General features: G+C 29.8%; 34 protein-coding genes and 2 tRNA genes. 5 read left to right on the top strand and 31 right to left on the bottom strand.

Annotation, left to right across the window (positions count from 1 at the left end; all coding sequences use genetic code 11):
• Nucleotides 1-8 precede the first annotated feature (8 nt).
• From FP421_RS13325 to FP421_RS13205, 25 genes are all read right to left on the bottom strand, one after another.
• Nucleotides 9-1,364 (bottom strand): methylmalonyl-CoA mutase subunit beta, encoded by a 1,356-nt coding sequence (locus FP421_RS13325; protein WP_159951428.1) that lies wholly within the window; start codon nucleotides 1,362-1,364, stop codon nucleotides 9-11.
• On the bottom strand, nucleotides 1,364-1,699 hold the full coding sequence (locus FP421_RS13320; RefSeq protein ID WP_236548116.1) for an FtsB family cell division protein: 336 nt from the start codon (nucleotides 1,697-1,699) through the stop codon (nucleotides 1,364-1,366). Before FP421_RS13320 ends, FP421_RS13325 begins: the two co-directional genes overlap by 1 nt.
• Complete coding sequence (udk, locus tag FP421_RS13315) at nucleotides 1,686-2,291, bottom strand: uridine kinase (RefSeq protein WP_159951426.1); 606 nt, start codon at nucleotides 2,289-2,291, stop codon at nucleotides 1,686-1,688. Before udk ends, FP421_RS13320 begins: the two co-directional genes overlap by 14 nt.
• Nucleotides 2,292-2,360: 69 nt before the next feature.
• Nucleotides 2,361-3,362, bottom strand: coding sequence for an NAD(P)H-dependent glycerol-3-phosphate dehydrogenase (locus FP421_RS13310; protein WP_159951424.1), 1,002 nt, complete (start codon nucleotides 3,360-3,362; stop codon nucleotides 2,361-2,363).
• 105 nt (nucleotides 3,363-3,467) lie between these two features.
• A tRNA-Pro gene (locus FP421_RS13305) sits at nucleotides 3,468-3,542 on the bottom strand.
• A gap of 66 nt (nucleotides 3,543-3,608) precedes the next feature.
• A tRNA-Thr gene (locus tag FP421_RS13300) sits at nucleotides 3,609-3,682 on the bottom strand.
• A 203-nt stretch (nucleotides 3,683-3,885) separates the two neighbouring features.
• The gene (locus FP421_RS13295; RefSeq protein WP_159951422.1) at nucleotides 3,886-5,187 is read right to left on the bottom strand and encodes a cryptochrome/photolyase family protein; all 1,302 of its coding nucleotides are present in this window, start codon (nucleotides 5,185-5,187) and stop codon (nucleotides 3,886-3,888) included.
• Between the two features lies 1 nt (nucleotide 5,188).
• A complete protein-coding gene (locus FP421_RS13290) occupies nucleotides 5,189-5,647 on the bottom strand; it encodes an SRPBCC family protein (protein WP_159951420.1) in 459 nt (152 codons plus the stop codon).
• A 4-nt stretch (nucleotides 5,648-5,651) separates the two neighbouring features.
• A complete protein-coding gene (locus tag FP421_RS13285; protein WP_159951418.1) occupies nucleotides 5,652-6,116 on the bottom strand; it encodes a TspO/MBR family protein in 465 nt (154 codons plus the stop codon).
• The gene (locus tag FP421_RS13280; protein ID WP_159951416.1) at nucleotides 6,103-6,291 is read right to left on the bottom strand and encodes a Lacal_2735 family protein; all 189 of its coding nucleotides are present in this window, start codon (nucleotides 6,289-6,291) and stop codon (nucleotides 6,103-6,105) included. The genes FP421_RS13285 and FP421_RS13280 overlap by 14 nt, the downstream gene beginning before the upstream one ends.
• Before the next feature lie 5 nt (nucleotides 6,292-6,296).
• Nucleotides 6,297-6,770 (bottom strand): glutathione peroxidase, encoded by a 474-nt coding sequence (locus FP421_RS13275; protein ID WP_159951414.1) that lies wholly within the window; start codon nucleotides 6,768-6,770, stop codon nucleotides 6,297-6,299.
• An 8-nt stretch (nucleotides 6,771-6,778) separates the two neighbouring features.
• Entirely contained in the window at nucleotides 6,779-7,462 is a 684-nt protein-coding gene (locus FP421_RS13270) for an SDR family NAD(P)-dependent oxidoreductase (RefSeq protein ID WP_159951412.1), read from the bottom strand.
• 7 nt (nucleotides 7,463-7,469) lie between these two features.
• Nucleotides 7,470-7,685: a hypothetical protein gene (locus FP421_RS13265; protein ID WP_159951410.1), complete on the bottom strand. Its 216-nt coding sequence runs from the start codon at nucleotides 7,683-7,685 to the stop codon at nucleotides 7,470-7,472.
• 74 nt (nucleotides 7,686-7,759) lie between these two features.
• Entirely contained in the window at nucleotides 7,760-7,987 is a 228-nt protein-coding gene (locus tag FP421_RS13260; protein ID WP_159951408.1) for a hypothetical protein, read from the bottom strand.
• 3 nt (nucleotides 7,988-7,990) lie between these two features.
• On the bottom strand, nucleotides 7,991-8,689 hold the full coding sequence (gene folE, locus FP421_RS13255; RefSeq protein WP_159951406.1) for a GTP cyclohydrolase I FolE: 699 nt from the start codon (nucleotides 8,687-8,689) through the stop codon (nucleotides 7,991-7,993).
• Nucleotides 8,690-8,749: 60 nt separating this feature from the next.
• Nucleotides 8,750-9,022, bottom strand: coding sequence for a TIGR03643 family protein (locus FP421_RS13250; RefSeq protein ID WP_159951404.1), 273 nt, complete (start codon nucleotides 9,020-9,022; stop codon nucleotides 8,750-8,752).
• 11 nt (nucleotides 9,023-9,033) lie between these two features.
• A complete protein-coding gene (locus FP421_RS13245) occupies nucleotides 9,034-9,468 on the bottom strand; it encodes a hypothetical protein (RefSeq protein WP_159951402.1) in 435 nt (144 codons plus the stop codon).
• Nucleotides 9,469-9,558: 90 nt separating this feature from the next.
• Nucleotides 9,559-11,046 carry a cryptochrome/deoxyribodipyrimidine photo-lyase family protein gene (locus tag FP421_RS13240; RefSeq protein ID WP_201288850.1) on the bottom strand — a complete coding sequence of 496 codons (1,488 nt, stop codon included), beginning with the start codon at nucleotides 11,044-11,046 and terminating at the stop codon, nucleotides 9,559-9,561.
• Complete coding sequence (locus FP421_RS13235) at nucleotides 11,039-12,523, bottom strand: cryptochrome/photolyase family protein (RefSeq protein ID WP_159951400.1); 1,485 nt, start codon at nucleotides 12,521-12,523, stop codon at nucleotides 11,039-11,041. Before FP421_RS13235 ends, FP421_RS13240 begins: the two co-directional genes overlap by 8 nt.
• Nucleotides 12,524-13,834 carry a DASH family cryptochrome gene (locus FP421_RS13230; protein WP_159951398.1) on the bottom strand — a complete coding sequence of 437 codons (1,311 nt, stop codon included), beginning with the start codon at nucleotides 13,832-13,834 and terminating at the stop codon, nucleotides 12,524-12,526.
• Nucleotides 13,804-13,944, bottom strand: a complete 141-nt coding sequence (locus FP421_RS13225) for a DUF2256 domain-containing protein (RefSeq protein WP_159951396.1) — start codon at nucleotides 13,942-13,944, stop codon at nucleotides 13,804-13,806. The genes FP421_RS13230 and FP421_RS13225 overlap by 31 nt, the downstream gene beginning before the upstream one ends.
• A 2-nt stretch (nucleotides 13,945-13,946) precedes the next feature.
• Nucleotides 13,947-15,368 carry an SDR family oxidoreductase gene (locus tag FP421_RS13220; protein WP_159951394.1) on the bottom strand — a complete coding sequence of 474 codons (1,422 nt, stop codon included), beginning with the start codon at nucleotides 15,366-15,368 and terminating at the stop codon, nucleotides 13,947-13,949.
• Between the two features lie 5 nt (nucleotides 15,369-15,373).
• Complete coding sequence (locus FP421_RS13215) at nucleotides 15,374-15,997, bottom strand: flavin reductase family protein (RefSeq protein WP_159951392.1); 624 nt, start codon at nucleotides 15,995-15,997, stop codon at nucleotides 15,374-15,376.
• On the bottom strand, nucleotides 15,997-17,301 hold the full coding sequence (locus FP421_RS13210; protein WP_159951390.1) for an ABC1 kinase family protein: 1,305 nt from the start codon (nucleotides 17,299-17,301) through the stop codon (nucleotides 15,997-15,999). Before FP421_RS13210 ends, FP421_RS13215 begins: the two co-directional genes overlap by 1 nt.
• Nucleotides 17,302-17,307: 6 nt before the next feature.
• Entirely contained in the window at nucleotides 17,308-17,964 is a 657-nt protein-coding gene (locus tag FP421_RS13205) for a TetR family transcriptional regulator C-terminal domain-containing protein (protein ID WP_159951388.1), read from the bottom strand.
• Between the two features lie 210 nt (nucleotides 17,965-18,174).
• Here FP421_RS13205 and FP421_RS13200 point away from each other — a divergent pair, with 210 nt between their 5' ends.
• Nucleotides 18,175-19,209 (top strand): formylglycine-generating enzyme family protein, encoded by a 1,035-nt coding sequence (locus FP421_RS13200; RefSeq protein WP_236548115.1) that lies wholly within the window; start codon nucleotides 18,175-18,177, stop codon nucleotides 19,207-19,209.
• Nucleotides 19,210-19,460: 251 nt separating this feature from the next.
• Here the strand turns inward: FP421_RS13200 and FP421_RS13195 are convergent, their stop codons facing one another.
• On the bottom strand, nucleotides 19,461-19,658 hold the full coding sequence (locus FP421_RS13195) for a hypothetical protein (RefSeq protein ID WP_159951732.1): 198 nt from the start codon (nucleotides 19,656-19,658) through the stop codon (nucleotides 19,461-19,463).
• Nucleotides 19,659-19,806: 148 nt separating this feature from the next.
• Between FP421_RS13195 and FP421_RS13190 the strand changes: the two genes are divergently transcribed.
• Genes FP421_RS13190 through FP421_RS13175 form a run of 4 tightly spaced genes read left to right on the top strand, consistent with a single transcriptional unit; the run spans nucleotide 19,807 to nucleotide 21,376 of the window.
• Complete coding sequence (locus FP421_RS13190) at nucleotides 19,807-20,562, top strand: hypothetical protein (protein WP_159951384.1); 756 nt, start codon at nucleotides 19,807-19,809, stop codon at nucleotides 20,560-20,562.
• A 2-nt stretch (nucleotides 20,563-20,564) separates the two neighbouring features.
• The gene (locus FP421_RS13185) at nucleotides 20,565-21,011 is read left to right on the top strand and encodes a DUF5675 family protein (RefSeq protein WP_159951382.1); all 447 of its coding nucleotides are present in this window, start codon (nucleotides 20,565-20,567) and stop codon (nucleotides 21,009-21,011) included.
• The gene (locus FP421_RS13180; RefSeq protein ID WP_159951380.1) at nucleotides 20,965-21,180 is read left to right on the top strand and encodes a hypothetical protein; all 216 of its coding nucleotides are present in this window, start codon (nucleotides 20,965-20,967) and stop codon (nucleotides 21,178-21,180) included. Before FP421_RS13185 ends, FP421_RS13180 begins: the two co-directional genes overlap by 47 nt.
• Nucleotides 21,164-21,376: a hypothetical protein gene (locus tag FP421_RS13175; protein ID WP_236548114.1), complete on the top strand. Its 213-nt coding sequence runs from the start codon at nucleotides 21,164-21,166 to the stop codon at nucleotides 21,374-21,376. The genes FP421_RS13180 and FP421_RS13175 overlap by 17 nt, the downstream gene beginning before the upstream one ends.
• 33 nt (nucleotides 21,377-21,409) lie before the next feature.
• Here the strand turns inward: FP421_RS13175 and FP421_RS13170 are convergent, their stop codons facing one another.
• From FP421_RS13170 to FP421_RS13150, 5 genes are all read right to left on the bottom strand, one after another.
• Nucleotides 21,410-21,781: a DUF2493 domain-containing protein gene (locus tag FP421_RS13170; protein ID WP_159951378.1), complete on the bottom strand. Its 372-nt coding sequence runs from the start codon at nucleotides 21,779-21,781 to the stop codon at nucleotides 21,410-21,412.
• A gap of 11 nt (nucleotides 21,782-21,792) precedes the next feature.
• Nucleotides 21,793-22,197: a DUF6943 family protein gene (locus FP421_RS13165; RefSeq protein WP_159951377.1), complete on the bottom strand. Its 405-nt coding sequence runs from the start codon at nucleotides 22,195-22,197 to the stop codon at nucleotides 21,793-21,795.
• A 1,294-nt stretch (nucleotides 22,198-23,491) separates the two neighbouring features.
• Nucleotides 23,492-23,923, bottom strand: a complete 432-nt coding sequence (locus FP421_RS13160; RefSeq protein ID WP_159951376.1) for a hypothetical protein — start codon at nucleotides 23,921-23,923, stop codon at nucleotides 23,492-23,494.
• On the bottom strand, nucleotides 23,923-24,294 hold the full coding sequence (locus tag FP421_RS13155; protein ID WP_159951375.1) for a helix-turn-helix domain-containing protein: 372 nt from the start codon (nucleotides 24,292-24,294) through the stop codon (nucleotides 23,923-23,925). The genes FP421_RS13160 and FP421_RS13155 overlap by 1 nt, the downstream gene beginning before the upstream one ends.
• A gap of 11 nt (nucleotides 24,295-24,305) precedes the next feature.
• Entirely contained in the window at nucleotides 24,306-24,830 is a 525-nt protein-coding gene (locus tag FP421_RS13150) for a hypothetical protein (protein ID WP_159951374.1), read from the bottom strand.
• Between the last annotated feature and the right edge of the window lie 205 nt (nucleotides 24,831-25,035).

The following is a 25,035-nucleotide window of genomic DNA, read 5'->3' as shown; positions in this document are numbered from 1 at the left end:
ATTATAAATTACACCTTTTCTAAACTCAATCTTTCTTTTTCGATTGACTCTGAAATACGGTTTCTAGTTAATGGGGGTATTAACGTTTTGATGTTTCTCTGCTTTACAAAAGGGTATAACTCCAAATTGTTTTGCATCTTATCATCTTTATTTTGTTGCAAATTGGTGCCAACCAATATTAGTTCTTTTTCTAAAAACTCTTCTTTTTCTTTGCGGTCACTTTCGTTAATTTTCTTTTGTATTACCCCAGATTTTAATTGATTGAGAAAACCACCAGATTTTTCTATAAATTTAAAAATTTCTAATGCTTTTTCTGATAATTGAGTGGTAATAGCTTCAATGTAATAAGAGCCATCAGTAAAATCTTGAGCATTGCCTAAGTAACTTTCTTGCTGTAAAATAAGCAATTGATTTCTTGCAATACGTTCTCCAAATTCATTGGATTTATGATAAATTGCATCATAAGAAACATTAGAAACTGTATTAGCACTTCCTAAAATAGCACTCATACATTCAGATGTTGTTCTAAGCATATTTACATTATAATCATATAATGTTTTATTTCTTAAACTAGGTTGAGCAAAAATGTGAGTATCTAAGTTTACAATACCGTATTCTTCTAGTAATGTTGACCATAACAATCTAAAAGCTCTAAATTTTGCAATTTCAAAGAAATAGTTAGCACCCACTGAAAAGTAAAAATGAATTTTGTGAGCAAATTCGCTCCCAAAATGATTTAGATACTCATTTGCATGAGCTAATGTATACGCCAATTGTTGTGTAATATTCGCTCCTGAATTTTGATATAAATCTAGAGAAACAGAGATACAACTATTAGTATGATTAACAATATTATCAAGTTTTTGATAATCGTCTTTTAAATTGTTGAACCAATTGCCTTCTTCTGCCAAATGACCAATAATATCGTTCTGAAAATAGGTTTTTTCTGAATTGATGAATTTTGATAATTCAATCTGAAAATCATCGTTTAAAAAAGAAAATTGAAAATATAGAATAGTAGAATTGTAATCAATTCCTTTTAAAAGAATAGGGTAGTCAAAAACCTTATCAGCTTTAAATTGTATTGAATTAGCGCCTCTTTTTAAAGCATCAATAGCTAAAGAATTTGCAATTTTTTCATCGTCAACAAAAATGGTTTGACAGATATTGAATCCTTCCTTAGGTGATTGTATTGTATGATTAGTTCTATCCTCTGAAGTATAAAAAGGTTTCACAACAACACCTTCGTTTGTTTTCCAGAGAAGTGTATCATTGTAATCAGCACCTTTTAAGTCTACCTGAATTTTTTGTTTCCAAGCTTTGGGTGTGATTTTTTCAAATTCATCAAATAAAAACTGACTCATTATTTTTTTATGGTATCAAATTCTATAATATAAATATCTTCGTTTTCTTTTTTTAACAAGTACTTTTCTCTTGCAAATCGTTCTAATTGTAAAGAATCTTCCAACTTTTTAATTGTAGCTTTATCTTCTTTAATTTTCTTTTTGTAAAAAGAAATTGTACTTTCTAAATCTTCAATTTCGCTATCAAATTTTCTGTGTACTAAGAAAGAGTTTTCATCAAAAAAAAACATCCAAATTAAAAACGGAATAGTAATTAGAACAAAAATATTTGTTGCAATTTTTACTATTTTATTATTTCTAATTTTCGAAAATCCCATAGGTTTATAAACGTTCATTAATTACAGTTCTTACAATGTCAATAGCAACAGTGTTGTGTCTATCATTAGGAATTATTAAATCTGCATAGTTCTTTGTGGGCTCTATAAATTGCAGATGCATAGGTTTTAATGTGTCTTGATATCTGTTCAAAACTTCATCTATATCTCTTCCTCTTTCAGAAATATCTCTTCGAACTCTTCTAATTAATCGCTCATCAGTATCAGCATGAACAAAAATTTTAATATCAAAAAGGTTTCTTAATTCTTCACTGTTAAAAATCAAAATACCTTCTACAATGACAACTTTTCTTGGATGTGTAAGAACAGTGTCTTTTGTTCTATTATGCGTAACAAAAGAATAGACAGGTTGTGGTATTGTATTTCCTTTTTTTAATTCTTTTAGATGATGTACAAGCAAATCAAAATCTATGGCTCTTGGATGGTCAAAATTTATTTTTGTCCTTTCTTCATAAGACAAATCATCAGTTGCTTTGTAGTATGAATCTTGTGAAATTACACAAACTTCATCAACAGGCAGATGTTTAACTATCTGATTTACGACAGTAGTTTTTCCACTTCCTGTACCTCCAGCAATACCTAAGATTAGCATAAATTATAAGTTTTATAATTAATCGTCTAAAATAATAAAGATTTTATAAATTTTGTTTATTTTTTGTTCTTATCCTGGTTCTTTTTCAGAACCAACTTCATGAGTAAGCAAACCTTTAAAGGCATCAAATACAGTATTGCCTTTATATAAAACTTTATATACCTCGTTTGATATTGGCATATCTATTTGATGTTCTTTTGCTAATTCCATAATTATTTTAGCTGTCTTTACACCTTCTGCAACTTCGCTCATTTCACTAATAATATTTTCTAATGGTTTTCCTTTTCCTAACTCGAATCCAACATGGTGATTTCTACTTTTAGAACTAGAACAAGTAACTATTAAGTCTCCCATCCCTGTAAGACCTGCAAAGGTTCTTTGTTTGCCACCCATTGCAGTTCCAAGCCTTGTAAGTTCCGATAAACCTCTAGTGATTAGGGCAGAACGTGTATTTTCTCCTGCGTTTGCTCCATCACTCATACCAGCAGCAATTGCCATAATGTTTTTTAATGCACCGCCTAATTCACATCCAATAACATCAGAATTGGTATACACCCTAAATAGCCCAGAATTAAAAACACTTTGTAGTTTTTTAGCAATTGATTTATCAACCATAGCAATTACAGCTGCAGCTGCTTTACCAAAATGAATTTCTTTAGCTAAATTAGGACCAGTTAAAACTCCTGCTGGATGACCAGGTAGTTCTTCTTCCACAATTTCAGTCATTCTCATTTTTGTACTAATTTCTAATCCTTTAGCTAAACTAACTATAGGAACCCATGGCCTTATAAAAGGTTTAGCTTCAGTTAATACATGTCTAAAATTTTGAGAAGGGATTCCCATAACAATAACGTCTGCATTTTCTACAGTTTCTTTTATTGAGTTTGATGCTCTTAACTCTTTATGAAGCGTTGCTTTTGGGAGGTATTTTTCATTAGTGTGATATTTGTTTATTTCTTCAACAGTGGCGTTATTTCTGGCCCAAATAATAGTCTCAGCATTTTTTGATGTCAATGAAGCTACAGTAGTTCCCCAAGAACCAGCGCCTAATAATCCTACTTTTAATTTCATAAAATGATTTAAGATATTACAGATTTATATTTAGAAAATCTAATGAAATTCTAAAATAGAAGTGTATTGCAATATATGAAAAAAATAGATTGTCTATAAGAAAAGTCGGGTAGAGAGGATTCGAACCTCCGATCTCTGGTCCCCCAGACCAGCACTTTAACCGGACTAAGCTACTACCCGAATTTATTGCTAAAATAAAAAAGAAAGTCTCAAAAAAATATTTTTTTGAGACTTTTAAAAAATTTGAGCCGATGGAGGGACTCGAACCCACGACCTGCTGATTACAAATCAGCTGCTCTAGCCAGCTGAGCTACATCGGCTGTTTTTTAACGAGCGCAAATAAAATATAAATATTAATAAACACCAAGATAAATTTTAAAAAATTACATAAAAAAAGCTTCAAAAAAATTGAAGCTTTAAATCAAGAATAAATAATTTTACATGTTGTAGAATAAATTTTATTAATGATTTATCTACACTGTATTTTTAAAACGTAATCTTTATTAGTTTGTTGTCTTTATATTTAAGAAACCGCTTCTTTATAAACCTTTAAACAACGTTCTCTTGCAAATTTATGCTCTACAATTTCTTTAGAATATGTCAATTCTTGAAACTCTGGAACCCATTTTTTTATATATTTTAAATCTTTATCAAATTTTTTAATTTGTGTTGTAGGGTTAAAAATTCTAAAATAAGGAGATGCATCTACACCAGAACCTGCAACCCATTGCCAGTTACCAACATTACTTGACATTTCGTAATCGTGTAATTTTTCTGCAAAATAGGCTTCTCCCCATCTCCAATCTATCAATAAATGTTTGCATAAAAAACTTCCCACCAACATTCTTACTCTGTTGTGCATAAAACCTGTTTCATTGAGTTCTCTCATACCAGCATCTACTAAAGGATAGCCTGTTTCTCCTTTACACCAAGCTTTAAATTCATCTTCATTATTTCTCCATTGAATTCTATCGTATTTCGATTTAAAAGCTTTGTTAGGAGTGTGTGGAAAATGCCATAAAATTTGCATAAAAAACTCTCTCCAAATCAGTTCTTTAAAAAATGTAATATTATTGCTTTTGGAGGCTTTTTTAACCATTTTTCTTACACTAACTGTTCCAAATCGCAAATGTGTTCCTAGTTTTGATGTGGCATCTTTTGCAGGGAAATTTCTAGTTTCTTCATACTGATCAATCAATTCTGTAGAAACCGTATAAGATGCTACTTTTATTGACGAGACTGTAAAACCAATATCTGATAATGATAAAAAAGGATGATTATCATCTTTTACAAAACTCTCTAATTTCTCTTCAGAAGGATAAAATGAAATTCCTTTTTCATGGAAAGCTTCTAGCCATTTTCTAGAATAAGGTGTGTAAACTTTATAAGGGCCTCCATCTTGTTTTACAACTTCATTTCTTTCAAAAATAACTTGGTCTTTATACGTTTTGAAATCAATTTCTTTAGAGGCTAAAAGCTCTTTGATCTCTAAATCTCTTTTGATGGCATAGGGCTCATAATCGTGATTTGTAATAACAGTATCAATTGAATAGTTTGTTAGTAAACTCTTGAAAATATCAGCAGGTTTTCCGTGAAAAACAGCTAAAGAACTACCTGTTTTGTTTAATTGAAGATTGATGTTTTTTAACTCTTGATGAATAAATGAAACGCGTGCATCATCACATGGTAGTTTGTGAAGAATGTCTTCATCAAAAATAAAAATTGGAAGTACTTTTTTATCAGAATTTAAAGCATGAAAAAGTCCACAATTATCCTCTAAGCGTAAATCTCTTCGAAACCAAAATATGTTTATTTTTTGCTTCATTTTATTTGTATTCACCAAAAAGTTCTATTAATTTTTCGCTTCTATACTTAAATATTTTTTCTAATTGAGGTTTCACTAAAATAGGATGAAACAATCTACCTAAAAAACCAAACGGAACTTTGTAATAGATTAAGTCTTCCATTTCTACACCACCTTTAATTTCTTTGATAAAATGAGTATGATGCCACAATGCATAGGGCCCATACAATTGTTCATCAGTAAAATAATTTAAATGTTCTACTTGGGTAATTTTAGAAACCCATTTGGTTTTTATACCTAATAAAGGTGTTACTTCGTAACTGATTAATTGGCCAGCGTAAGTTGGTCTATCTGCACCATCAATAATTTTAAATCCCATTGCTGCAGGAGTCATTTTTTCTAAATTTTTCGGACTTTTCAAGAAATTCCAGGCTTCTTGGAGAGAAATAGGAACATTTTGTTTTTTATGAAGTTTATACATTTTACTAATTGTGAATTAAAATATAGAGATTTAAAGATGTTGCAATACACAACCAAATAATGTAAGGGAGTAAAAGAAATTTATAATTACCTACTTTATCACTTAGTTTATAGAAGTAATAAAATAAGGTAGAAGTTAAAAAGGTGATATTGATGAGTCCTAAGAATACTAAATGTTGATTAAAAAACAGGTAATTCCAACTTACATTTAATACAAACTCAATAAAAAAAACGAAACCTAAAAATTGTATTTTTTTGTTCGTAACAAATTGCTTTGCTAAATAAATAGAGAAGCATATCATAATAACAGTCCAAGCTACTCCAAAAACCCAACCAGGTGGCGTCCAAGGAGCTTTACTTAAATTTATGTACCATTCTGTTCTTGGTCCATTATTCATTAACCAATTACCAATAGCTAAACCGCCAAAGTTTACAAATAAAAAAAATAATGTAAGTTTAAACTGCTTCATCAATTTTTTGTGCTTGTAAATCTTTTATTTTCTTTAATACAATATCAGCTTCTAAATATTTTTGATCACTTTCACTTCTATTAATAGATTGCAACTTATAAGCATCTTCCATTAGTTTTTTATACAAATCTTGATGTTTTTCTAAGGCTGTTTTTTTCTTAAATAATCCGAACATAATATCTAGTTTAAATGTTTAGTAATTTTTGAACTCATAGGTTTTGTAATTGAAAAATAGTAATCAATCAATTTTCCTTCTGGAGAGATTAAATACTTTTGAAAGTTCCATTTTACAGAAGAACTTTTTTTATTATTTAATTTTCGTTGGGTTAACCAAGAATATAAAGGATGTTGATTGATCCCTTTTACATCTACTTTTTCGGTAATTAAAAAAGAAACCCCATAATTTGCTTCACAAAACTCTTGAATTTCATTTGAACTTCCTGGTTCTTGTTTTCCAAACTGATTGCAAGGAACACCAATAACTACAAGCTTTTCTTTATAGGTTTTATATAGTTCTTCTAAACCTTTGTATTGAGGTGTAAACCCACATTTAGATGCAACGTTAACTAAAAGGATATGTTTTCCTTTAAAATCTGAAAAATGGATAGGCTTATTCTGGAGACTATTCATCTCTATATTATAAATACTTGTCATAAATAAAATTAAATTTTAAAACTTACGATTCCGCAGTCTAATTCAAAAATTTGACCTGAAATAGAACTCGCTTTATCAGAAATTAGAAAAGTTGCTAAATCTGCAACCTCATTTGGTTTTAAAAACTTTTTTAAAGGATGACGTTCTTTAATATTTTCTATTAAACGTTCATTGCGCAATAATTTTGATGCTAAATCTGTATCAGTAACAGTTGGTGCAATGGCGTTAACACGAATTGTTGGTGCTAATTCTGCACCTAAAGATTTTGTAAGTCCTTCTATAGCAGATTTAGAGGCAGCTACACTTGCGTGAAAAGGCATACCTAATTTAGAAGCTACTGTGCTAAACAATAAGATTGATGAATTATTTCCTTTTTTTAAAACAGGTAAATATTGCTGTACCGCTTTTACAGCACCTATTACATTAATTTCAAAATCTTCTCTAAAATCATCTAATTTTAAACGAGAAATAGGTTTTAGATTTATGCTTCCCGGACAATAAATTAAAGAATCTATTGCGTCTAATTCAGGAAAATCATCAGTAAGAACATCACAATTGTGATGCGTGAGATTTTTATGATTTAGTTCTGGGGAAGTTCTACTAATGTTGATAACTTTGTTTTCATCGATTAGGGAAGTTAGAATTGCGTTTCCTATTCCTTTACTTCCCCCAATAACTAAAATTGTTTTCATAAGTGCTTTATCGTCTTCCTTTCAAGCGCTTTTCTATTTTTTGTTTAACAGCAGTTAAGCGCTTCATTTGATCCATAATTTCTGGATCTTTTTCTAATTTGTATACTTCGTTAAGCTCTAATATTAAAGCTTTTACTTCTCTAGAAGCTAAAATTCTATCACTTGTAGTTTTAAACGAGAATTTTCTGTTTTCAAACTCAGTGGCTCTTTCTAATAAATTCATTCTATGTATTTCCTATTTTACTAACTTTCGAATATAAATATAAAAGTTAGAAAAGCAAGAAAAAACTGAATTTATTATGCAGCTGTAAGAGGTTTTCCTTTTAAACGTTTTTCAATTCTTTGTTTAATAGCTGTTAAACGTTTCATAATATCCATTATTTTTTGATCTTTATTTTGCTTATAAATTTCGTTTAAGCTTAAAATTAAAGATTTTGCTTCTCTAGATGCTAAAATGCGATCGCTTGTAGTTGGGAATCTCATTTTTCTGTTTTCGAACTCAATTGCTTTTTGTATTAAATCCATGATTTAGTATTTTAAGGTGTTTTGTAATTCAGTGATTTTTTCTTGATTATTAAATTTTCCTCCAAAGAATGATGTAACCGTAGATGAAGTATCATCTTTAATACCTCTAGATGATACACATAGATGTTTGGCGTCTATTATAACAGCTACATCTTCTGTATTTAAAATAGTTTTTAATTCTTCTGCAATCTGGTTGGTTAATCGTTCTTGAACTTGAGGTCTTTTAGCGTAATATTGAACAATTCTATTTAATTTTGATAAACCAATTACTTTTCCAGAAGAAATATAAGCCACGTGGGCTTTACCTATAATTGGTACAAAATGATGTTCGCAATTTGAATAAAAAGTAATATTTTTTTCTACCAACATTTGGTTGTATTGATATTTGTTATCAAACAACGCCACTTTTGGTTTATTGGCAGGGTTTAAACCAGAAAAAATTTCTTCGATATACATTTTTGCAACTCTTTTTGGAGTTCCTTTCAGTGAATCGTCTGTTAGGTCTAAGCCCATAACATCCATAATTTCTGAAAATAATCTTGCAATTTTTTCTTTTTTTAGTTCATCAGAGAGTTTAAAAGCATCTTTTTTCATTGGTGTTTCTAAACCTGTAAACAAGTGGTCATCACCAACTTCTTCAAAGGAAAATCCGTTTAATTTTTCTGAGGCTTCTTTTTCTTTAAGTATTACTTCTGTAATCATCTTTAGTCTTTTTAATGTGCTGTCTTTAAGTACTCTAATCTTATAAGCAAAGCACTGTTATTATCTTTTTGCTATAGAGTTATTTGATATTGTTTTTTGTCTTGAACATTTAAATCTTCCTTTTTCAAACGTTCTTAATTTTTGATGTTTTGTTTTTCTTCCTTGTACTCGTTTTCTCCACATTCTAAAACTCGAAGGTTTCATTTCTCTTCTCATTAGGTTGATGACCTGTTGTTCTTTTAAACCAAATTGATGTTCTATAGCCTCAAATGTGGTTCTATCTTCCCATGCCATCTCTATTATTCTGTCAATTTCTATTCCATCTAACTTCATTTTAAATAGAATTAATTGATAGGAGTATAGAAATCATATTGTTTGTCGTGTTCAATCTTTAAATCGATTATTTTGTTGATAAATTTTTTATTTTCTTTTAATAATTTATTGTTTTTAAATCTCACAAAATTACCATGCGCGTGTATACTAAAGCCATTAGTTTTGTAAGTATGTAATTGATAAAAAGGAATTGCCCAACTAAAAGTTTGTAGCCCTTTATTTATATGAACAATAATGCCTTTTCTTCTCAATTCAATATTTCCATAGTTGATGTCTGCAACAGTATTCATATACTTTTTAAAACCAATACCCACTTCATTAATCATCATCCTCTTAGAGCCAGTACCACGCATCTTTATAGATTCTATGATAGAGAAGCCTTTACCTAAAAGGTCATTGAATATTGTTTGTGCTTCTTTGTTTGTGTGTGTAGTGTTATATATCATTTCTACATCAAATATATAAATGTTTAACTAAATTAAAAAATAGTTAAACAGAAATTAACATAACATTATAATTTCTTAAGCGTATGTAAATCAGTCATTTTTTAACATTCTATTTCTGTTAGAAATAGTATGTTTTTTAAGAATTCTAATGCTTTCTTCACGTACTCTTGGATTCCTTTTTAGGTTCCAAAGAATATCACTTGCTTTTTTTCTTGCAGATTTTAACTCAACAATTGGATGAGGATAATTTTCTCCCAATCTAAAATTGTTAAATTGTTGATCTAAAGGAGTCATTAAATATGGTTCATGTATAAAAGGAGTAGGCAAATTTGCCAATTCTGGAACCCATTTTTTGATGAAACTTGCATCAGCATCGTGTTCTAAGCTATTTTTTATAGGATTGTAAATTCTTAAATTATTAATGCCAGTTTCACCTGCTTGCATTTGCAATTGTGGAAAATGAATTCCAGGTTCAAAATCTAAGAATTGTTTTGATAAATGTTGCGAAGATGCTTGCCAAGGTTGCCATAGAATATGTGTAAAAAAAGAAACTAATAAAGAGCGCATCCTAAAGTTTAAATACCCAGTTTCTATTAAACATCGCATGCTAGCGTCTACTAAAGGGAAGCCTGTTTTACCTTCTTTCCAAGCTTTTTGGTACTTTACTGAAACACTTTTTTTTAATTTATGATATCCTTTATTTACACTTGCATTTTCCATAGTATGTTCCATTTCAAACTTTTGTATAAAATGCGCTTGCCAACGTAATCTTGATATAAAAGCACCTAAATGTCTTTTATTACTATTATTTTTATATTCTAAAGCTTTTTGAAATATTTGACGAATAGAAACATTTCCCCATGCTATATAAGGGGATAGTCTACTACTGCTTTCTCTTGCTAAAGCTGGTTTAGAAATGTGAAACATATATTGTTTATGTCTTTTTTCGAAAAAACTTACTGCATATTTCCAAGCCATTTTTGTGCCTCCAGGTTGAAATCTATTTGAAGGTTTTGTTTCTAGGTTAGGAATGATAAAACCTTTTTCTAAATTTTTAATCTTATCAAGATTGATAAAATTAGTGTGAGAATATTGAATGTTAATTTGAGGTGAAGCCATATATTCATCCCATTTTTCAAACCAATCTTCACGATTTAAAAGTCCTCTTAAAACACCATTATTATTGTTTTCAATCCAATTTATATTATTGTTTCTACAATATCTTGTAAAATCTTTGTCTCTTTTGTAGGTAATTAATAAACCTGTTTCTTGATGTGAAAAAACCGTATCAATTTTATAATAGTTTTGTAATTGGTTAAAAGCTGTAATTACTTCTGTTTGGACACATAAGATTTTAGTATTGTGTTTGGCTAAATCTTCATTAATATCAACAATAGATTGTTTTATAAAGTTCCAATGGCGTTTATCGTAATGAGGGTCATCAATCAAAGAATTTTCTAATACATATAAGAAAAGGGTTTTTTTATCAGAATTTATTGCATTAAATATAGCTTCGTTATCTTGTAAACGAAGGTCTCTTTTAAACCAAATTACATTTATTTCTTCTCTTTCAATCATTATCTAATTGTTTAAAAAACAGTTCTGCGTTTTTAAAATGAGTTTCTTTTTTCTCTTGCTTCATTTTATCAAATGTTCTAATTAGCATTCCTAATCTGGGATTACTCAAAAAGAAATCACGATGTTTATCCATAAAAGTCCAAAACAACCCATCCCAAGTTTCTTGCCAATCATCTTTTTTGTAATTGCTCATTTTCATGATATAATTACTACTGCTGATGTAGGGCTTTGTACTCATTAAGCCACCGTCTGCAAACAGACTCATACCGTAAACATTAGGTACCATTACCCAATCGTAAGCATCAATAAATAGTTCCATAAACCACTTGTAAACTTCATCAGGATCAAATTCACACAAGACCATGAAATTTCCTAAAATCATCAGTCGCTCAATGTGATGTGCATAACCAGTTTTTAGAACTTTTTTGATGACATCATCCACAGGGACAATTCCCGTTGAACCATCATAAAAAGATTTTGGAATTTTACGTTTGAATTTCCAAAAGTTTTTGGTGCGTTCTTCAGTTCCTTTGGCTTCGTAAACTCCTCTAATAAATTCTCTCCAACCTAATATTTGTCTCACAAATCCTTCAGTAGAGTTGATAGGGATTTCATTTTCTTTGGCAAAAGAAATCGCTTTTTCAATGACTTCTAAAGGATCTAATAATCCCACATTAATTAATGGAGATAGTAAACTGTGATTTAGAAAATGTTCCTCTTTTACTATTGCATCTTCATAAACTCCAAATTCGTGGAAACGGATTTCAAAAAACTGTGTTAACCATTTTTCTGAGGATTCATAATCAATAGGATAAACTACAAAATCATTAAATTCTCCATAATTGTCATTGAAATTATCATCTACATATTTTATGGCTTCTTTGTGATAATTTGTTTGCTTAGAAAATTGAATTGCAGGTGGTGTTTTGCCTTTTGGATATTTCTTTCTGTTGTCAGCATCAAACGTCCATTGACCTCCACTTGGATTTTTTCCATTCATCAAAATGTTTCTATCTCTTCTCTGGTTTTTATAAAATGAGGTTTGAAAAAACTTCTTTTTTGACGGTTTAAAAAATGAAGTCAACTCTTCTTTTGTGTTGATAAATAAAGGATTTTCATGCCAAATAATATCTAAACGCTCTTTAAATTGATTGAGATGTTTTTCTAACCAATTATCAGTAGGATTGATAATATGTATTTTTTGAATACCATCTTTTGCCAATTTAGGAAGTAGCTTTCTAACATCACATAAATCATCAGTTGCATCAATGTAGTTTACTTTTTTATTTTTTTTGAGGAGGTAATTTTCATAAAACTTCATGCTAGCTCTATGAAAAGCAATTTTTTGCTTATGAAATTTATATTGATTAAAAAATAAGTGTTCTTCCACCAAAAAAACAATATCAACTTTATCTAAAATTGCTGTTTTTTTAAAAAGTTGATGAGGGAAAATAATATGAATTTCTGTTTCTTTCATTTAGAATAACGTTTTTTGCAACCATAGATCTCTAAACTTGTAATTGCTGTCATAACGCTCTGCTTGCAATCTTGTATTGAATTTTCTATCTCTAGGGTCGTTACCAACACCAGCTACATACATCCAGTTTCCGTAGTTACTATGCACGTCATAATCTAATAACATCGATTCGAAATAAGCAGCACCAATTCTCCAGTCTTGTAATAATTCTTTTGCGAAATAAGAAGCAACATTTTGTCTTCCTCTGTTGCTCATCCAACCAGTTTCTTTGAGCTCAACCATATTTGCATTTACAAAATCGTCTTTAGTTTCACCATTAATCCAATTTTGAATAATGTTTTGATTGTTTTTCCATTCATAATCTCTGTCAAGAATTCCTCCAATTTTAAAGATGTTAGAATTGTATTTTAAGGATATAAATTTGAAATAATCTCTCCAAATCAACTCGAAAATTACCCAATAAGTAGATTGATTAGCTCCGTGTTTTTGTTCAAATTCTTTTACTTTCCAATAAATTTTTTTTGCAGAAATGCTTCCGTTTGCTAGCCAAGGAGAGAATTTAGTTGAGTAATCTTTACCTAATAACCCATTTCTTGTTTTTTTATAAAAAGCGATTTTTTTAGATTCAAAAAAATAATATTCCAATCGTTCTAAAGCAGCATTTTCTCCTCCTAAAAACGGAAAAGCACTTTTTTTAATGATTTTAATATTTGCAAAACTTAAATCTTTTAAAGTTGGAATAGAAGTTTTTTGCTCAATGATATTATAATCAAGCATTTTTTTGGGAATAACTTCAGGTAAAACTTCAACATATTTTTCAGCTTTTTTTCTAAAAATGCTAAAAACATCTGGAATTCTAGAAAAATCATTAGTTACTTTTTCTGGATGATATAAAAATTGATCATAATCATCGATAATATGTAATGAATTTGGTATTGATTCCTTAATTCTATAGTTTGTATTTGCCTCTTCAAAAGTCCATTCTTTCTGAGTGTAAATTGTATCAACAAAAAACTCTTCGCAAAGTTTATAAATTCTATTTTCTGGATTATCGAAATAGGTCAGGAGAGTGATATTTAAATCTGCTAAGTTTTGTTTTAAATCTTTTACAGTTTCAATTAAAAATTTTGCTCTAAACTTTTCGGTTTTTCGGAATCCAAATTTATCTTTTTCAAAAAGTTTAGGATCAAAGAAAAAAACAGCAATTACTTTATTGTGGTTTTGAGTAGCCTTAGATAATGAAATATTATCATTTACTCTCAAATTATTTCGAAACCAAACTAACCCAGTATCTTTTTGTTTTTGCTGCATTTTTTACTACAATATTTTACGTTTTTCCAATTTTTTTCCCATTTTTTTCTCCAGTTAAATGGTCTTTTGCAAACTGGACAAACCTTTGATGGGAGGTGTTCTTTTTTCAAAATTATTTGTTGATATTGTTAATCATTCCATTAAAAACAAACCAATGAAATGGCATTACTGCATACCAATACAATCTACCTCCAAGGCCATGAGGTCTAAAAGTGGCAGTTTGATATATTTTATTTTCTTTGATTTTAAACTCTAACCAAGCCTCTCCTGGTAAAATCATTTCTGCATATAATAGCAACTTGCCTTTTTCTTTATCCGCATAAATAACACGCCAAAAATCGAGCGCATCTCCTGCGTTTAATTCTGTAGGGTGTCTTCTTCCTCGTCGTAATCCAGCACCACCGAAAAATTGATCTAAAAAACCTCTAATTTTCCATAAGAAAGTACCATAATACCAACCAGTTTCTCCACCAATAGCCCAAATTCTATCTAAGGCTAGTTCTTTGTTTTTAATTTTACGTTTTTTAATATCTTTGAAACAACCGTATTCAGGAACATTGATGAATTCGTGAACATATTTTTTTAATTTCCCGCTACTTATATAAGAATCTTTCCAACTAGATATAATACTATTTTGCTCTATTTTTTTAAAAGCAAGTTGCACTGCTTCTTTGTAAGTCATTGGATTTACATCCAAAATTTGATTGATGTTACTCTTTTTTCCAATTACTTCAACTCCCATAGAATTTACCAATGAAGCTGCTAGTTTGTAGGAAGTAGAGGTAACAAAGTATAACCAATAAGAAGAAAGTTTCGGAGTCATCACTGGCACAGTAAAAATCCATCTTTTTAGCTTTCTTACGTCAGCAAACTGTAAAAGCATTTCCTTGTAAGTAAGAATTTCTGGCCCATAGATGTCGTATGAAGCATTGAATAATTCTTTTTTATTTAAAGCTCTATGTAAAAAAGACAAAACATCTCTTACAGCTAAAGGTTGTGTTTTTGTATTCAGCCATTTTGGGGCAATCATTGCAGGAAGTTTTTCAACTAAATCTCTAATAATTTCAAAAGACGAACTTCCTGAGCCTACAATAATTCCTGCTTTAAAAGTTGTAAGTGCATAATCTCCAGAGCTTAAGGTGTTTTCGACGTTTTTTCTTGATAGTAAATGTTTTGAAAGTTTCGTGTCATTGGTGATTCCACTGAGATAAATGACTTGTTTTAATGAGGTGGTTTTTGCAAATCGTTTAAAATTATTTGCACATTTTTCTTCTAAAATATGAAATTCTTTTGCAGAATTTGACATAGAATGAATTAAGTAATAAGCTGCATCTATGTCTTTGGGAATATCGTTTAATGATTGGGAATTTAAAAAATCTGCTTCTATTAAGTGTATTCTCTTTTGATTTCTGTAGTAGTTTTCAGCTCTTTTTTTGTCTCTAACAGGGCAAATAATGGTATGTCCGTCGTTTAGTAATAACGGAATTAAACGTTTGCCTATATAACCAGTAGCTCCTGTTACGAGAATTTTCATACACTTTATTGAATGTTTTTGGGTCTTTGGTAAGACAGTTGTTTTTTAAATTTCGGAATTGCATAGGTGTCTAGACCATTGATAGTAGCTATATTTCCTTTAGATAGATTTATAAGTCCATCTTTTTGCAATAATTCATCCTTGATGTATAATTCTTGAATTTGAGAAACAATTAGCAACACATCATTAGAAGGTACATAAATTTCTTCTATAAATTTCATGCTCATTTGTACAGGTGCACCCTTTACAAAAGGAGCTTTAAATTCGCCTTTATATTCTTCTTCTAAGTTGGTCATGTCAAACTCAGATATATCATCAGGATATTTTGCAGAAGTATGATGTGCATCTTCAATAATGTCTTCATAAATATGATTGATTGTAAAAAAAACTGTTTCTTTTAAGTTTTTGTGTGTATTTCTTGGAACAGTTGTGGGTCTTAAAATAAAACCAAGCGTTGGTGGATTAGAGCCCAAATGTGTTACTGAACTAAAAACTGCTAAATTAGGTATTCCATCTTTAGAAATAGAACCTAATAAATTTGCTGATTTAAATCCAGAGCAGCTATTAATCAAGTTAATTCTAAAGATTTTTTCTAAACCATAAATATCTTTTGCGTCAAAAAATGCCATTAATATGTGTTAAAATTATTAATTTTTATATTTTTTGCTTTTAAGTCATGCATTAAATTATACAATCCAAAAAAGGTCCTGTTAATGTAAATAAAGTGTTTAGATCCCCTATTTCCATTCATGTTTTTAAGTTCTGTGCTCTTTGCATATTTTGCACCAAGGTCAGATATTTTTCCAAAAAATACTTCATCAGAAAAATCAAAAGTTTCTTGATTAAAAGGTTGTGTAAATAAACTTAACATTTCATGAAACATAGCTCTAAAAAAAATCAATTCTTCTTTAGAGTCGTCTTCTCTTAAAATTTCTAACTCAAACAATTTCTGCTCAAAATATTCAGGATTAGCGATATTTTCTTTTTTTGCTAATTCAAAATAAGGAATGTAGAAATCATCAGGAATGGTTTTCATACAACCAAAATCGATAACAATTAGTTCGTTTTTTGGAGAAATTAAAAAGTTTCCTGGGTGTGGATCTGCGTGAACTTTTTGTAATTTATGAATTTGAAACATGTAAAAATCCCATAAAGCTTGCCCTAATTTATTAGCAACTTCTTCATCTTTGTATACAAATTCAGAGAGATGAACACCTTGCATCCAATCCATAGATATAATCCTGTCAGAAGATAATTCTGGATAGTAATTTGGAAACTTTAAATTTGGAATGTGTTTACAAGCTTCAACAATAGTTCGACTTTGTTCTACTTCTAAAATATAATTCGTTTCTTCTACGAGTTTATTTTCTACTTCTTTAAAATATTTATCAGAATCTTTTCCTCTGATGTTAAACATTTTAATTGCTATTGGTTTTACTAGAGATAGATCTGATGCAATACTTTCTGCAACTCCAGGATACTGAATTTTTACCGCCAATTTTTTGCCATCTTTCTCGGCCTTATGTACTTGACCAATACTGGCAGCATTTACAGAAACAGAATCGAAACTATCGTAAATTTCATTTGGGTTTTTGCCAAAATATTTTTTAAAAGTTTTGGTAACTAGGGCAGGAGATAAAGGCGGAACAGAAAATTGTGATAATGAAAATTTCTCTACATACGCCTGAGGCAGGATACTTTTTTCCATGCTCAACATTTGTGCAACTTTTAGCGCACTTCCTTTTAGTTGTTTTAAACCGTCATAAATATCGCCAGCATTGTTTTCATTCAAACGAGCTTTTGCTTCTTCTTCAGTTTTGGTAATTTTATCACCATAGTATTTTATGTAATTCACGCCAATTTTAGCACCAGTAGATACTAATTTTGAAGCACGTTGAATTTTCGACGTAGGTATAGAATCGATTGTTTTCATAATTTTTTAGTTAAAGTTTACCTTTTCCTTTAGAATAAATTTACCAAAATCTATAATGCTTTTTAACGGTTTGATATCCATAACATCAAAACGCGCATTGATAGATTTTTCAATAAAAATATCTGTCTTTTCAAAAGATGGAGAAACGTCATCTAACCAAAATTTCATCGTGATTAATAGATGCATCCAAGAGGTTTCTTTGATAGAAGTGTTTTGAATTTTCTCTAAAGTTTCCTGCTTTAATTCGATTCTTTCAATATTTAAATCTTCAACGAATTGAGTGTAGTGATTGCGTAAAGATTGCAATGATTTTAATTTTTTTAGATCTCTTTTAGCATTTTCTAGAGCATAAACTACATAGCTTCTGTTAGCCGTTAAAATTTCGAAGAAAGTAAAATAGAAACTTAATAATTTATTTCTAGCATCATAAGTTTCATAATCTTCGCTTTTCTGTAAAACAACAGTAGTATGATGAAAAAATTCTGAAAAAATTGATTCTTCAACTGCTTCAAAAGAGCCATAATATTTATAAAAATCTGATTCTTCAAAATTATTTTCTTTAGCAAAACTAAATACTGATTTCGGTTGATGATTGTTCTCTAAAACAAATTCCATATACCAAGAAATAATGTTGTCTTTGGTGATGTTTTTCTTGCGAGCCATAATATTTTAATTTTATGTAAATATACGAATGTTTAAAGTATTTTGAATTTAGTTAAACAATAATCTTTTGTTAAAAATCAAAAGGATTTTTAATTGAATTAAATTTAAAAGCTGTTAGAATATTATATTTGCTCAAAACAATAAATTTTAATTATGAACCTTAGGTTTAAAATAGTCTCAATAATAGTTTTTACTCTTTCATTATTGTTGGTGAGTTGTAATCAAAAGAAATCTACAACTAATCAAAAGAATGTTAAAGAAATAACATCAACAAAAGAAGTAAAAACACCAAACGGAATGGTTTGGGTGCCAAAGAAAACCTTTTTAATGGGTGCAAAAACTCAAGATAAGTTTGCAATGCCAAGAGAAAAACCAGCTCATAAAGTAGAAGTTGGTGGCTTTTTTATAGACGTTCAAGAAGTAACCAATAAACAATTTAAAAAGTTTGTAGAAGAAACTAAATATATTACTGTTGCAGAGAGGCCTTTAGATTGGGAAATCATAAAAAAAGATTTACCTCCAGGAACACCCAAACCAGCAGATTCAATTTTACAACCAGGAAGTTTGATTTTCAATAAAAAAGCAAAGGGTGTGGTTTCTATGGCTAATTATGGTCAATGGTGGAAATGGCAGCTTGGAGCTAATTGGAAACAACCAGAAGGACCAGGAAGTTCTATTGAAGGCAAAGAGAATTACCCGGTAGTACATGTTGCTCAAGAAGATGCTTTAGCCTACTGTAAATGGGCAAATAGAAGATTACCAACAGAGGCAGAATGGGAATCTGCAGCACAAGGTAAGTTTGAGGACAATATTTATGCTTGGGGAAATAAATATGAAGATTTGAATGATAATGCAAATACTTGGCAAGGAACTTTCCCAATTGAAAATATTTCAGAAGATAGGTTTGAGTATATTTCTCCTGTAAAATCCTATCCAGCAAATAGTATAGGTTTATATGATATGGCAGGTAATGTCTGGGAAATGACTTCAGATTTTTTTAATGTAAATTATTACAAAGAGATCGATCCAACAATTGTTCACAAAAACCCAAAAGGAGCTTCTAAATCTTTTACTCCAAGTAATCCATATCAAACAGAATATGTAATGAAAGGAGGTTCTTTTTTATGTCATGAATCCTATTGTGCAAGTTTTCGAATTTCTGCAAAAATGGGGATGGAGCCAAGTTCTAGTTCTGATCATATAGGGTTTAGAACAGTGGCAACTATAGAAATGTTGTCTCAGTAGTACTGTTTAATTTTAATAAAAATAAAAAAGCCTTAGCATTTAATGCTAAGGCTTTTTAGTCGGGGTGGCAGGATGATAACTAAACCGCCACTATGCAGTAAAATCAATACTTTAGGAAAAGTGCTAAAACAGTGTGAACCGAATTGTAGACCTAATAGTTAAATTGAAATAGTATGTTTTGTTTGAACGTCTAAAACAAATTTACGATTTTAACTTCATTAAAACCAGATAAATAGCGTCAAATATTATGATTAATCTATTAAATATTTATTAATAGTTTCTTCCTCAATACCACTATAATTAGCAAAATCTTGTACTGTTATAAATTGATGAGGTTCTTTGTCTAAATATTCTTTAATCTTATTAATAAGCATACGACAATAACGCTCACTACGTCCTGTGATGCGTTGAATGTCTTTTGGGTATATACAAGCTCTTTTTGTAATCATCATACATTATCTATGCTTTATCTATACTTAGAGCTATTAGTGCCTATTTAGGTTTAATCGGTAAGGATGGATTAAAGCGGAATCTCTTTTTTTTAAGTGCGTCATAAAGTTACGTGATTTGATGTATTAATCAAAAAAAAGTAAAATTATGGCAAAACAAACAGGAATTATCAAATTAAAAGGAACTATTGGAGGTATTTCTTTTTACAAAACAAGTGATGGACATTTGGCTCGTGAAAAAGGTGGAGTGGATAAAAACAGAATTCAGAATGATCCTGCATTTCAGAGAACGCGTGAAAATGGCTCTGAATTTGGTCGTGCTGGTAAAGGCGGGAAAGTATTGCGAAATGCAATTCGTTTGCTTTTACAGAACGCAAAGGATAAAAGAGTCGTTTCTCGATTAACCAAAACGTTAGTGGCAGTTACTAAAACTGATGTGGTTAATGAGAGAGGTTTAAGAACCTTGCAGGATGGAAATTTAGGACTTTTGGAAGGTTTTGAATTCAATTTGAATGGAAAGCTTGGGGCAACTTTATTCGCTCCGTTTACCAAAGCTTTTGACAGAGTTACTGGTGAAGCAACTTTAGATTTGGTTGCCTTTTCACCAGTGGTGAGAATTGCAGCTCCTTCAGGAACCACACATTTTAAAATTGTGATGGGTGCTGCAGAACTAGATTTTGAAAATGAGACCTCAACTTTTGAAAGTGATGCAACTGCTATTCTTCCTTATACTGCTGCAGATACTGCTGCAATTGCATTGTCTGCAACGATTACTGCAAATTCAACGTTACAAGTGGTGCAAGTTATTGGCGTTGAGTTTTATCAAGAAGTAAATGGCGAAATGTATGCGCTTAAAAACGGTGCTTACAATGCTTTATCAGTAGTTACTATTGATACTCCATAATTATGGAGTTAGTGCTTCAAAGAGCTTATTTTAAAGAGGGCACTAATGGTGCTCTCTTTTCTGCTGATACATTTATCTGTCACACCATAGAGTTGCCCTGGTTCAATAACAAAAGAAATATTTCTTGTATTCCTGAAGGAGTCTATGAAATTATACCAAGATTTTCAAAACGTTTTCAGCATCATTTGATATTGAAAAATGTAAAAGGTAGAAGCTTTATTTTATTTCATCCAGCTAATGATGCCCTAAGGGATTTAGAGGGCTGTATTGCTCCTGTAACTTATTTGAGCGGCATTGGTAAAGGCATTTATTCAAAGGACGCAATGCAGAAACTATTGTCTTTGGTACATCAAGCAAAAGATAGAAAAGAAAAAATAATATTAACCATTAAATCACAGAATTATGAAAATTATAGAACGTTATCAAAAACCAACACCAAAGTTTTTTAGACTCTTAAGAAATATTGGTATTGCATTGGCTACAGCTGGAGGAGCAATTATTGCAGCACCTGTAAGTATCCCTGCTTCAATAGTAACTATTGCGACTTACATGACAGTTGCAGGAACAGTGGCAACAGCTGTAAGTCAAGCTGTAGTTTCTGATGAAAAAAAGGATTAGTAAATATATGTTACAGAACGATATTCAAATAAAGTCTGGTGTTGTTGGAGGAACATTGCTTTCTACAGTTTTTACTATTAGTTTAGACGATATACTTTTTACTATTATTATGGCTATAATTGGAGCAATTGTTAGTTTTTCTGTTTCTACATTATTAAAGTGGTTGTTTTTTAGGAAGCAAAAAAAGAATACCTAGTTTTTGTACTGGGTATTCTTTTGTTTTCATTGACTAAATAGTCCGAATTTCGTTTTTAAAGAGAATTATTCTGGTTTCTAATTGGTTATATTTTGCGAGTTGAATCATATTTTTTGTTCCTTTACTTTCTCCATCCCAAAAAGCAATTAATGCGTCTGCGTATATTGCCATTTGATTATTTCTTTTTGGTCCAGCAGCTTTTCCGTATTTTGTCCAATCAGCCTGAAATTTTATGATTTTGATTTTTTTTTCGGAGGCGTATTTCTCACCTAATTTGTCTGCACCTTTGTAGTGAGCTCCAGATACAATCTCAATATTTTTATATTCCTGGAGGAATTTATCACATTCTTGTTTTAATTTTTGGTAGTTGGTGAAGTTTCTAGACCCAGCTATAATTATTTTCATAGTTTAATTTGTTAAGATTTTAGTAAGGCTATTTTTAGTTTTGAAATAGTTGACAATTGTTGTTGTAAGTTTTCTTCGAAAGCAGTTATTTTTTTGAGTTTTTCAACTTTCAATTGCCATTGTTGTTCTTCATAGTTCTGCAGTGCAGTATTTATTACTTTTTTCACATCAGAAATACCAATAAATGGAATGACAGAGCCTTTTAAATAATAACGAAAGTATTGACCAACTTTTAAAGACAAACACAGGTAATACAAAGACTCTCTATTTGCTCTAGAAGTTGTGGAAATTACAAAACAGTTTGGACAAGGTTTGTCTAATGGCTTTCCAGAATTTAATCCTTTATTTAAAATAAAAAAATGTGGGTTTGAGTAAGTTCGTCCAATTTTGTGGGTTTTGATTTCAAAAATTTGCATAAGTATCCATTTTTAGGTTCAGATTCTTTTGCTATTTTTTTGCCCATAAAATTTTGGAAAGGAAAACAACAAAAAGAAAGCTGTTTCTAAATGGAGAGGGTAGACTATCAAGGTTTTTGAAAAAAATACTACCAACTATCGAATGTTGAATTTTGAGTATTAAGTTGTCAGTTGGTGGAGATTTTTTTCAAAACCCAAAGGGCTTGACCTTTATAGGCTAAAAGCGTAGGCTTTAAAAAGACAAAATTTTATGCAATTACATTTTTCTTGAATGAAACAGATGTTGAAACCACTACAACATTAAGGGAACCATTTGTTTTGCTGTCTTTTTTTTGTTTTTCTTTTTATCCTTTATTTTTTATTATATCTAAAATGATAGATTTTATCTGGATTTTTTTTGTGATTACTTAATGAAATGAAACAAACAAAGACTTGAGATAAGGAATACTTGGACTTAGCGATGGTTTTGTGCAGTTGAATGAGATAAGGAATAATTAACTAAAAGTATTTTTGAAAATTTAATATCTTTACTATTGTGAGTTTAATCTCACATTCTTTTTCATAGCAATTTTTACCCACCTCTCCACGATGTGGGTTTCTTTTTTTAATAATTAAGGACGTAGTACCTAGTGCGTGAGCAGCAGCGAGAATAAGTGTAAAGACTTTTTATTTGTGCATTCTAAATTTATTGAGGTTTTATTAAAAGTGAATGCTTACTATTTTATATTTTAAAGGGGTAATTTACTAATGAAACTTTTTATTTGTTTTATACTTAGCATTTACTTTTAGTGAAAACGGTTACAACGAATGTTCTACACTAATAAAGAGTTTTACTCTTATTGGCTTTTTTTTGATTTTATATGTGCTTTATAATTTCTAATGTAAACTGAATTTTTAATGATTTTACTAATGTTAATTTAAAATAACAAATAAGCACTTATAAAACCAATGCAACAATGACGAAATGTTGTTAAAATAACTAAATTACATTATTAATAGCTGAAGTGTGCGTTGGAAGAGCGGCTATTTTACATAATGGCGTTATAGACCAGAAATTAAATGAATGTGTATATAACTGCGCATTATGTAACTTAGCTTTGGGAAGTTTTGTGTTTTTTGAAATAATAAAAACGCGTTGCTTTTTATAGTTGTGTTTGAGTGTGCGAAAATACAAGCTTTAAAATGCAAGTACCACTAGAATAGTAAAACGCTAAACTTGCAGGGGAAAGCGGAACAATACAAAAGACAGCCATTTTTTGCTTTTGCACTAAACTGGGTTTTGTGTTGTGGGGAATTATATTTTCTTTTGAGATTCTAACATTTTTAAAGGAGATACGATAGGTAAAATCATTCCTTTAAAATTAGTTTCTTGCAATTGTTGAAATATAAGACCTCTTGCAGTTGAAAAACTAATACCTATTAGGGTAGCAATAAATTGACCAGAAAATATTGGTATTTCATTTTCATTTAATTCATAATGATTCTCTAAATCTTTGATATTGTAATGAAAGTCTATATGAAATTTAACCCCTATTTCTTGATGCGATAACAAATTAATAAATAATTCAATTTTAACACGTTCGTCATTGAGGTTATGTCTTGTGTTGTGAGCAACACTAAATTCAAGATTTAAGTTTTCATCAATTGTATTGTCGTTTATATAAGTGCTAACAACATCAATATGAAATAATTTTATTTTATCTGGAATGATTACGTTATCTGCCATTATACAGCTTCTTGTGTGTAATACGTTTGCTCATAATTATCTATTGCTTTTGCTAAATCTTTAGAACCACCTTCAACTTTACCTAAATAAATATATTGAGGCTCTGGGTTCATTAAGTTTACACCTAATGCTACCTCCATTTTTGTAATACTTTTTAATGTTAAATTATGTAAACCTGACAACCATTTTGTAACTTCAGAAGGTCTTTTATCTAACATTTTAGCAAACTCTTTTTTCTTTATACCTCTTTTGTTCAAGATAGCACATACTTTTTGAGTAATCTCTAAATTACGTTCAATAAATCTATCTATCTCTGGGTTTTTGTTTTCTTCTAACCAGTTATTAAGTATGTTTTCTTTAGGAAATTCCATTTTTGTTTTATTTAATAATAAAGGATGAAATCTTCATCGCAATTAATTAAAGTGCAATCTTCGTTCCAAATAATATCGTTTTCTCTAAAAGCGTTATCAATGGCTTTAGTTAATGCATTTGCTAAATTAAAATGTTTTCTAACATTTGGACAATCTTGTGCTTTTTGTGTTGTTTTTATATCGCCACTAAAAAGAAAAACGACATTTGAATTTGCTTTTAAGCAATATAATCTTAAATTATTTGCCTTTTTCTTACCATATTCCACGTAGTAAGGTTTTCGGTCTTTGCCAATTGGCGGTAATGCTGAAGTGTCTGCATTTTTTGCTTCATTTCTAAAAAAACGATTTTGTGCACCATATTTTTCACCTATAAGTTGTAACCATTTTTGAATATGATATAACTTGTTTTTATTTTCAAGTGTATGCTTTTCAACAAATTCTTGATAAAGTGTTACATCATTATCTTCTATACAAACAGAATAATAAGCTACTGTTTTTAATTTGAATAATGGTTTTATGCGTGCAAAGTTATTCACTTATAAGTTAATTTACAAATTTATTTCACTTAAAAGTGAATTTTTAACGTTTAATTAATTTTAGGTAATCAAATATTTAGAAAAAATAGAAGTCAAAAATAACATTTATCATACTTGATTAATATAGTTTAATTTAATAGTTATCAACTAAAACACAATATCTAGATTACTATTTTTTACTTGATAAAATTATTTTATTACTATC

It is taken from the genome of Polaribacter septentrionalilitoris, from assembly GCF_009832745.1.
Lineage (GTDB): Bacteria > Bacteroidota > Bacteroidia > Flavobacteriales > Flavobacteriaceae > Polaribacter > Polaribacter septentrionalilitoris.
Note: the sequence above shows the minus strand (reverse complement) of the source record. Positions and strands in the feature narration are given on the sequence as shown.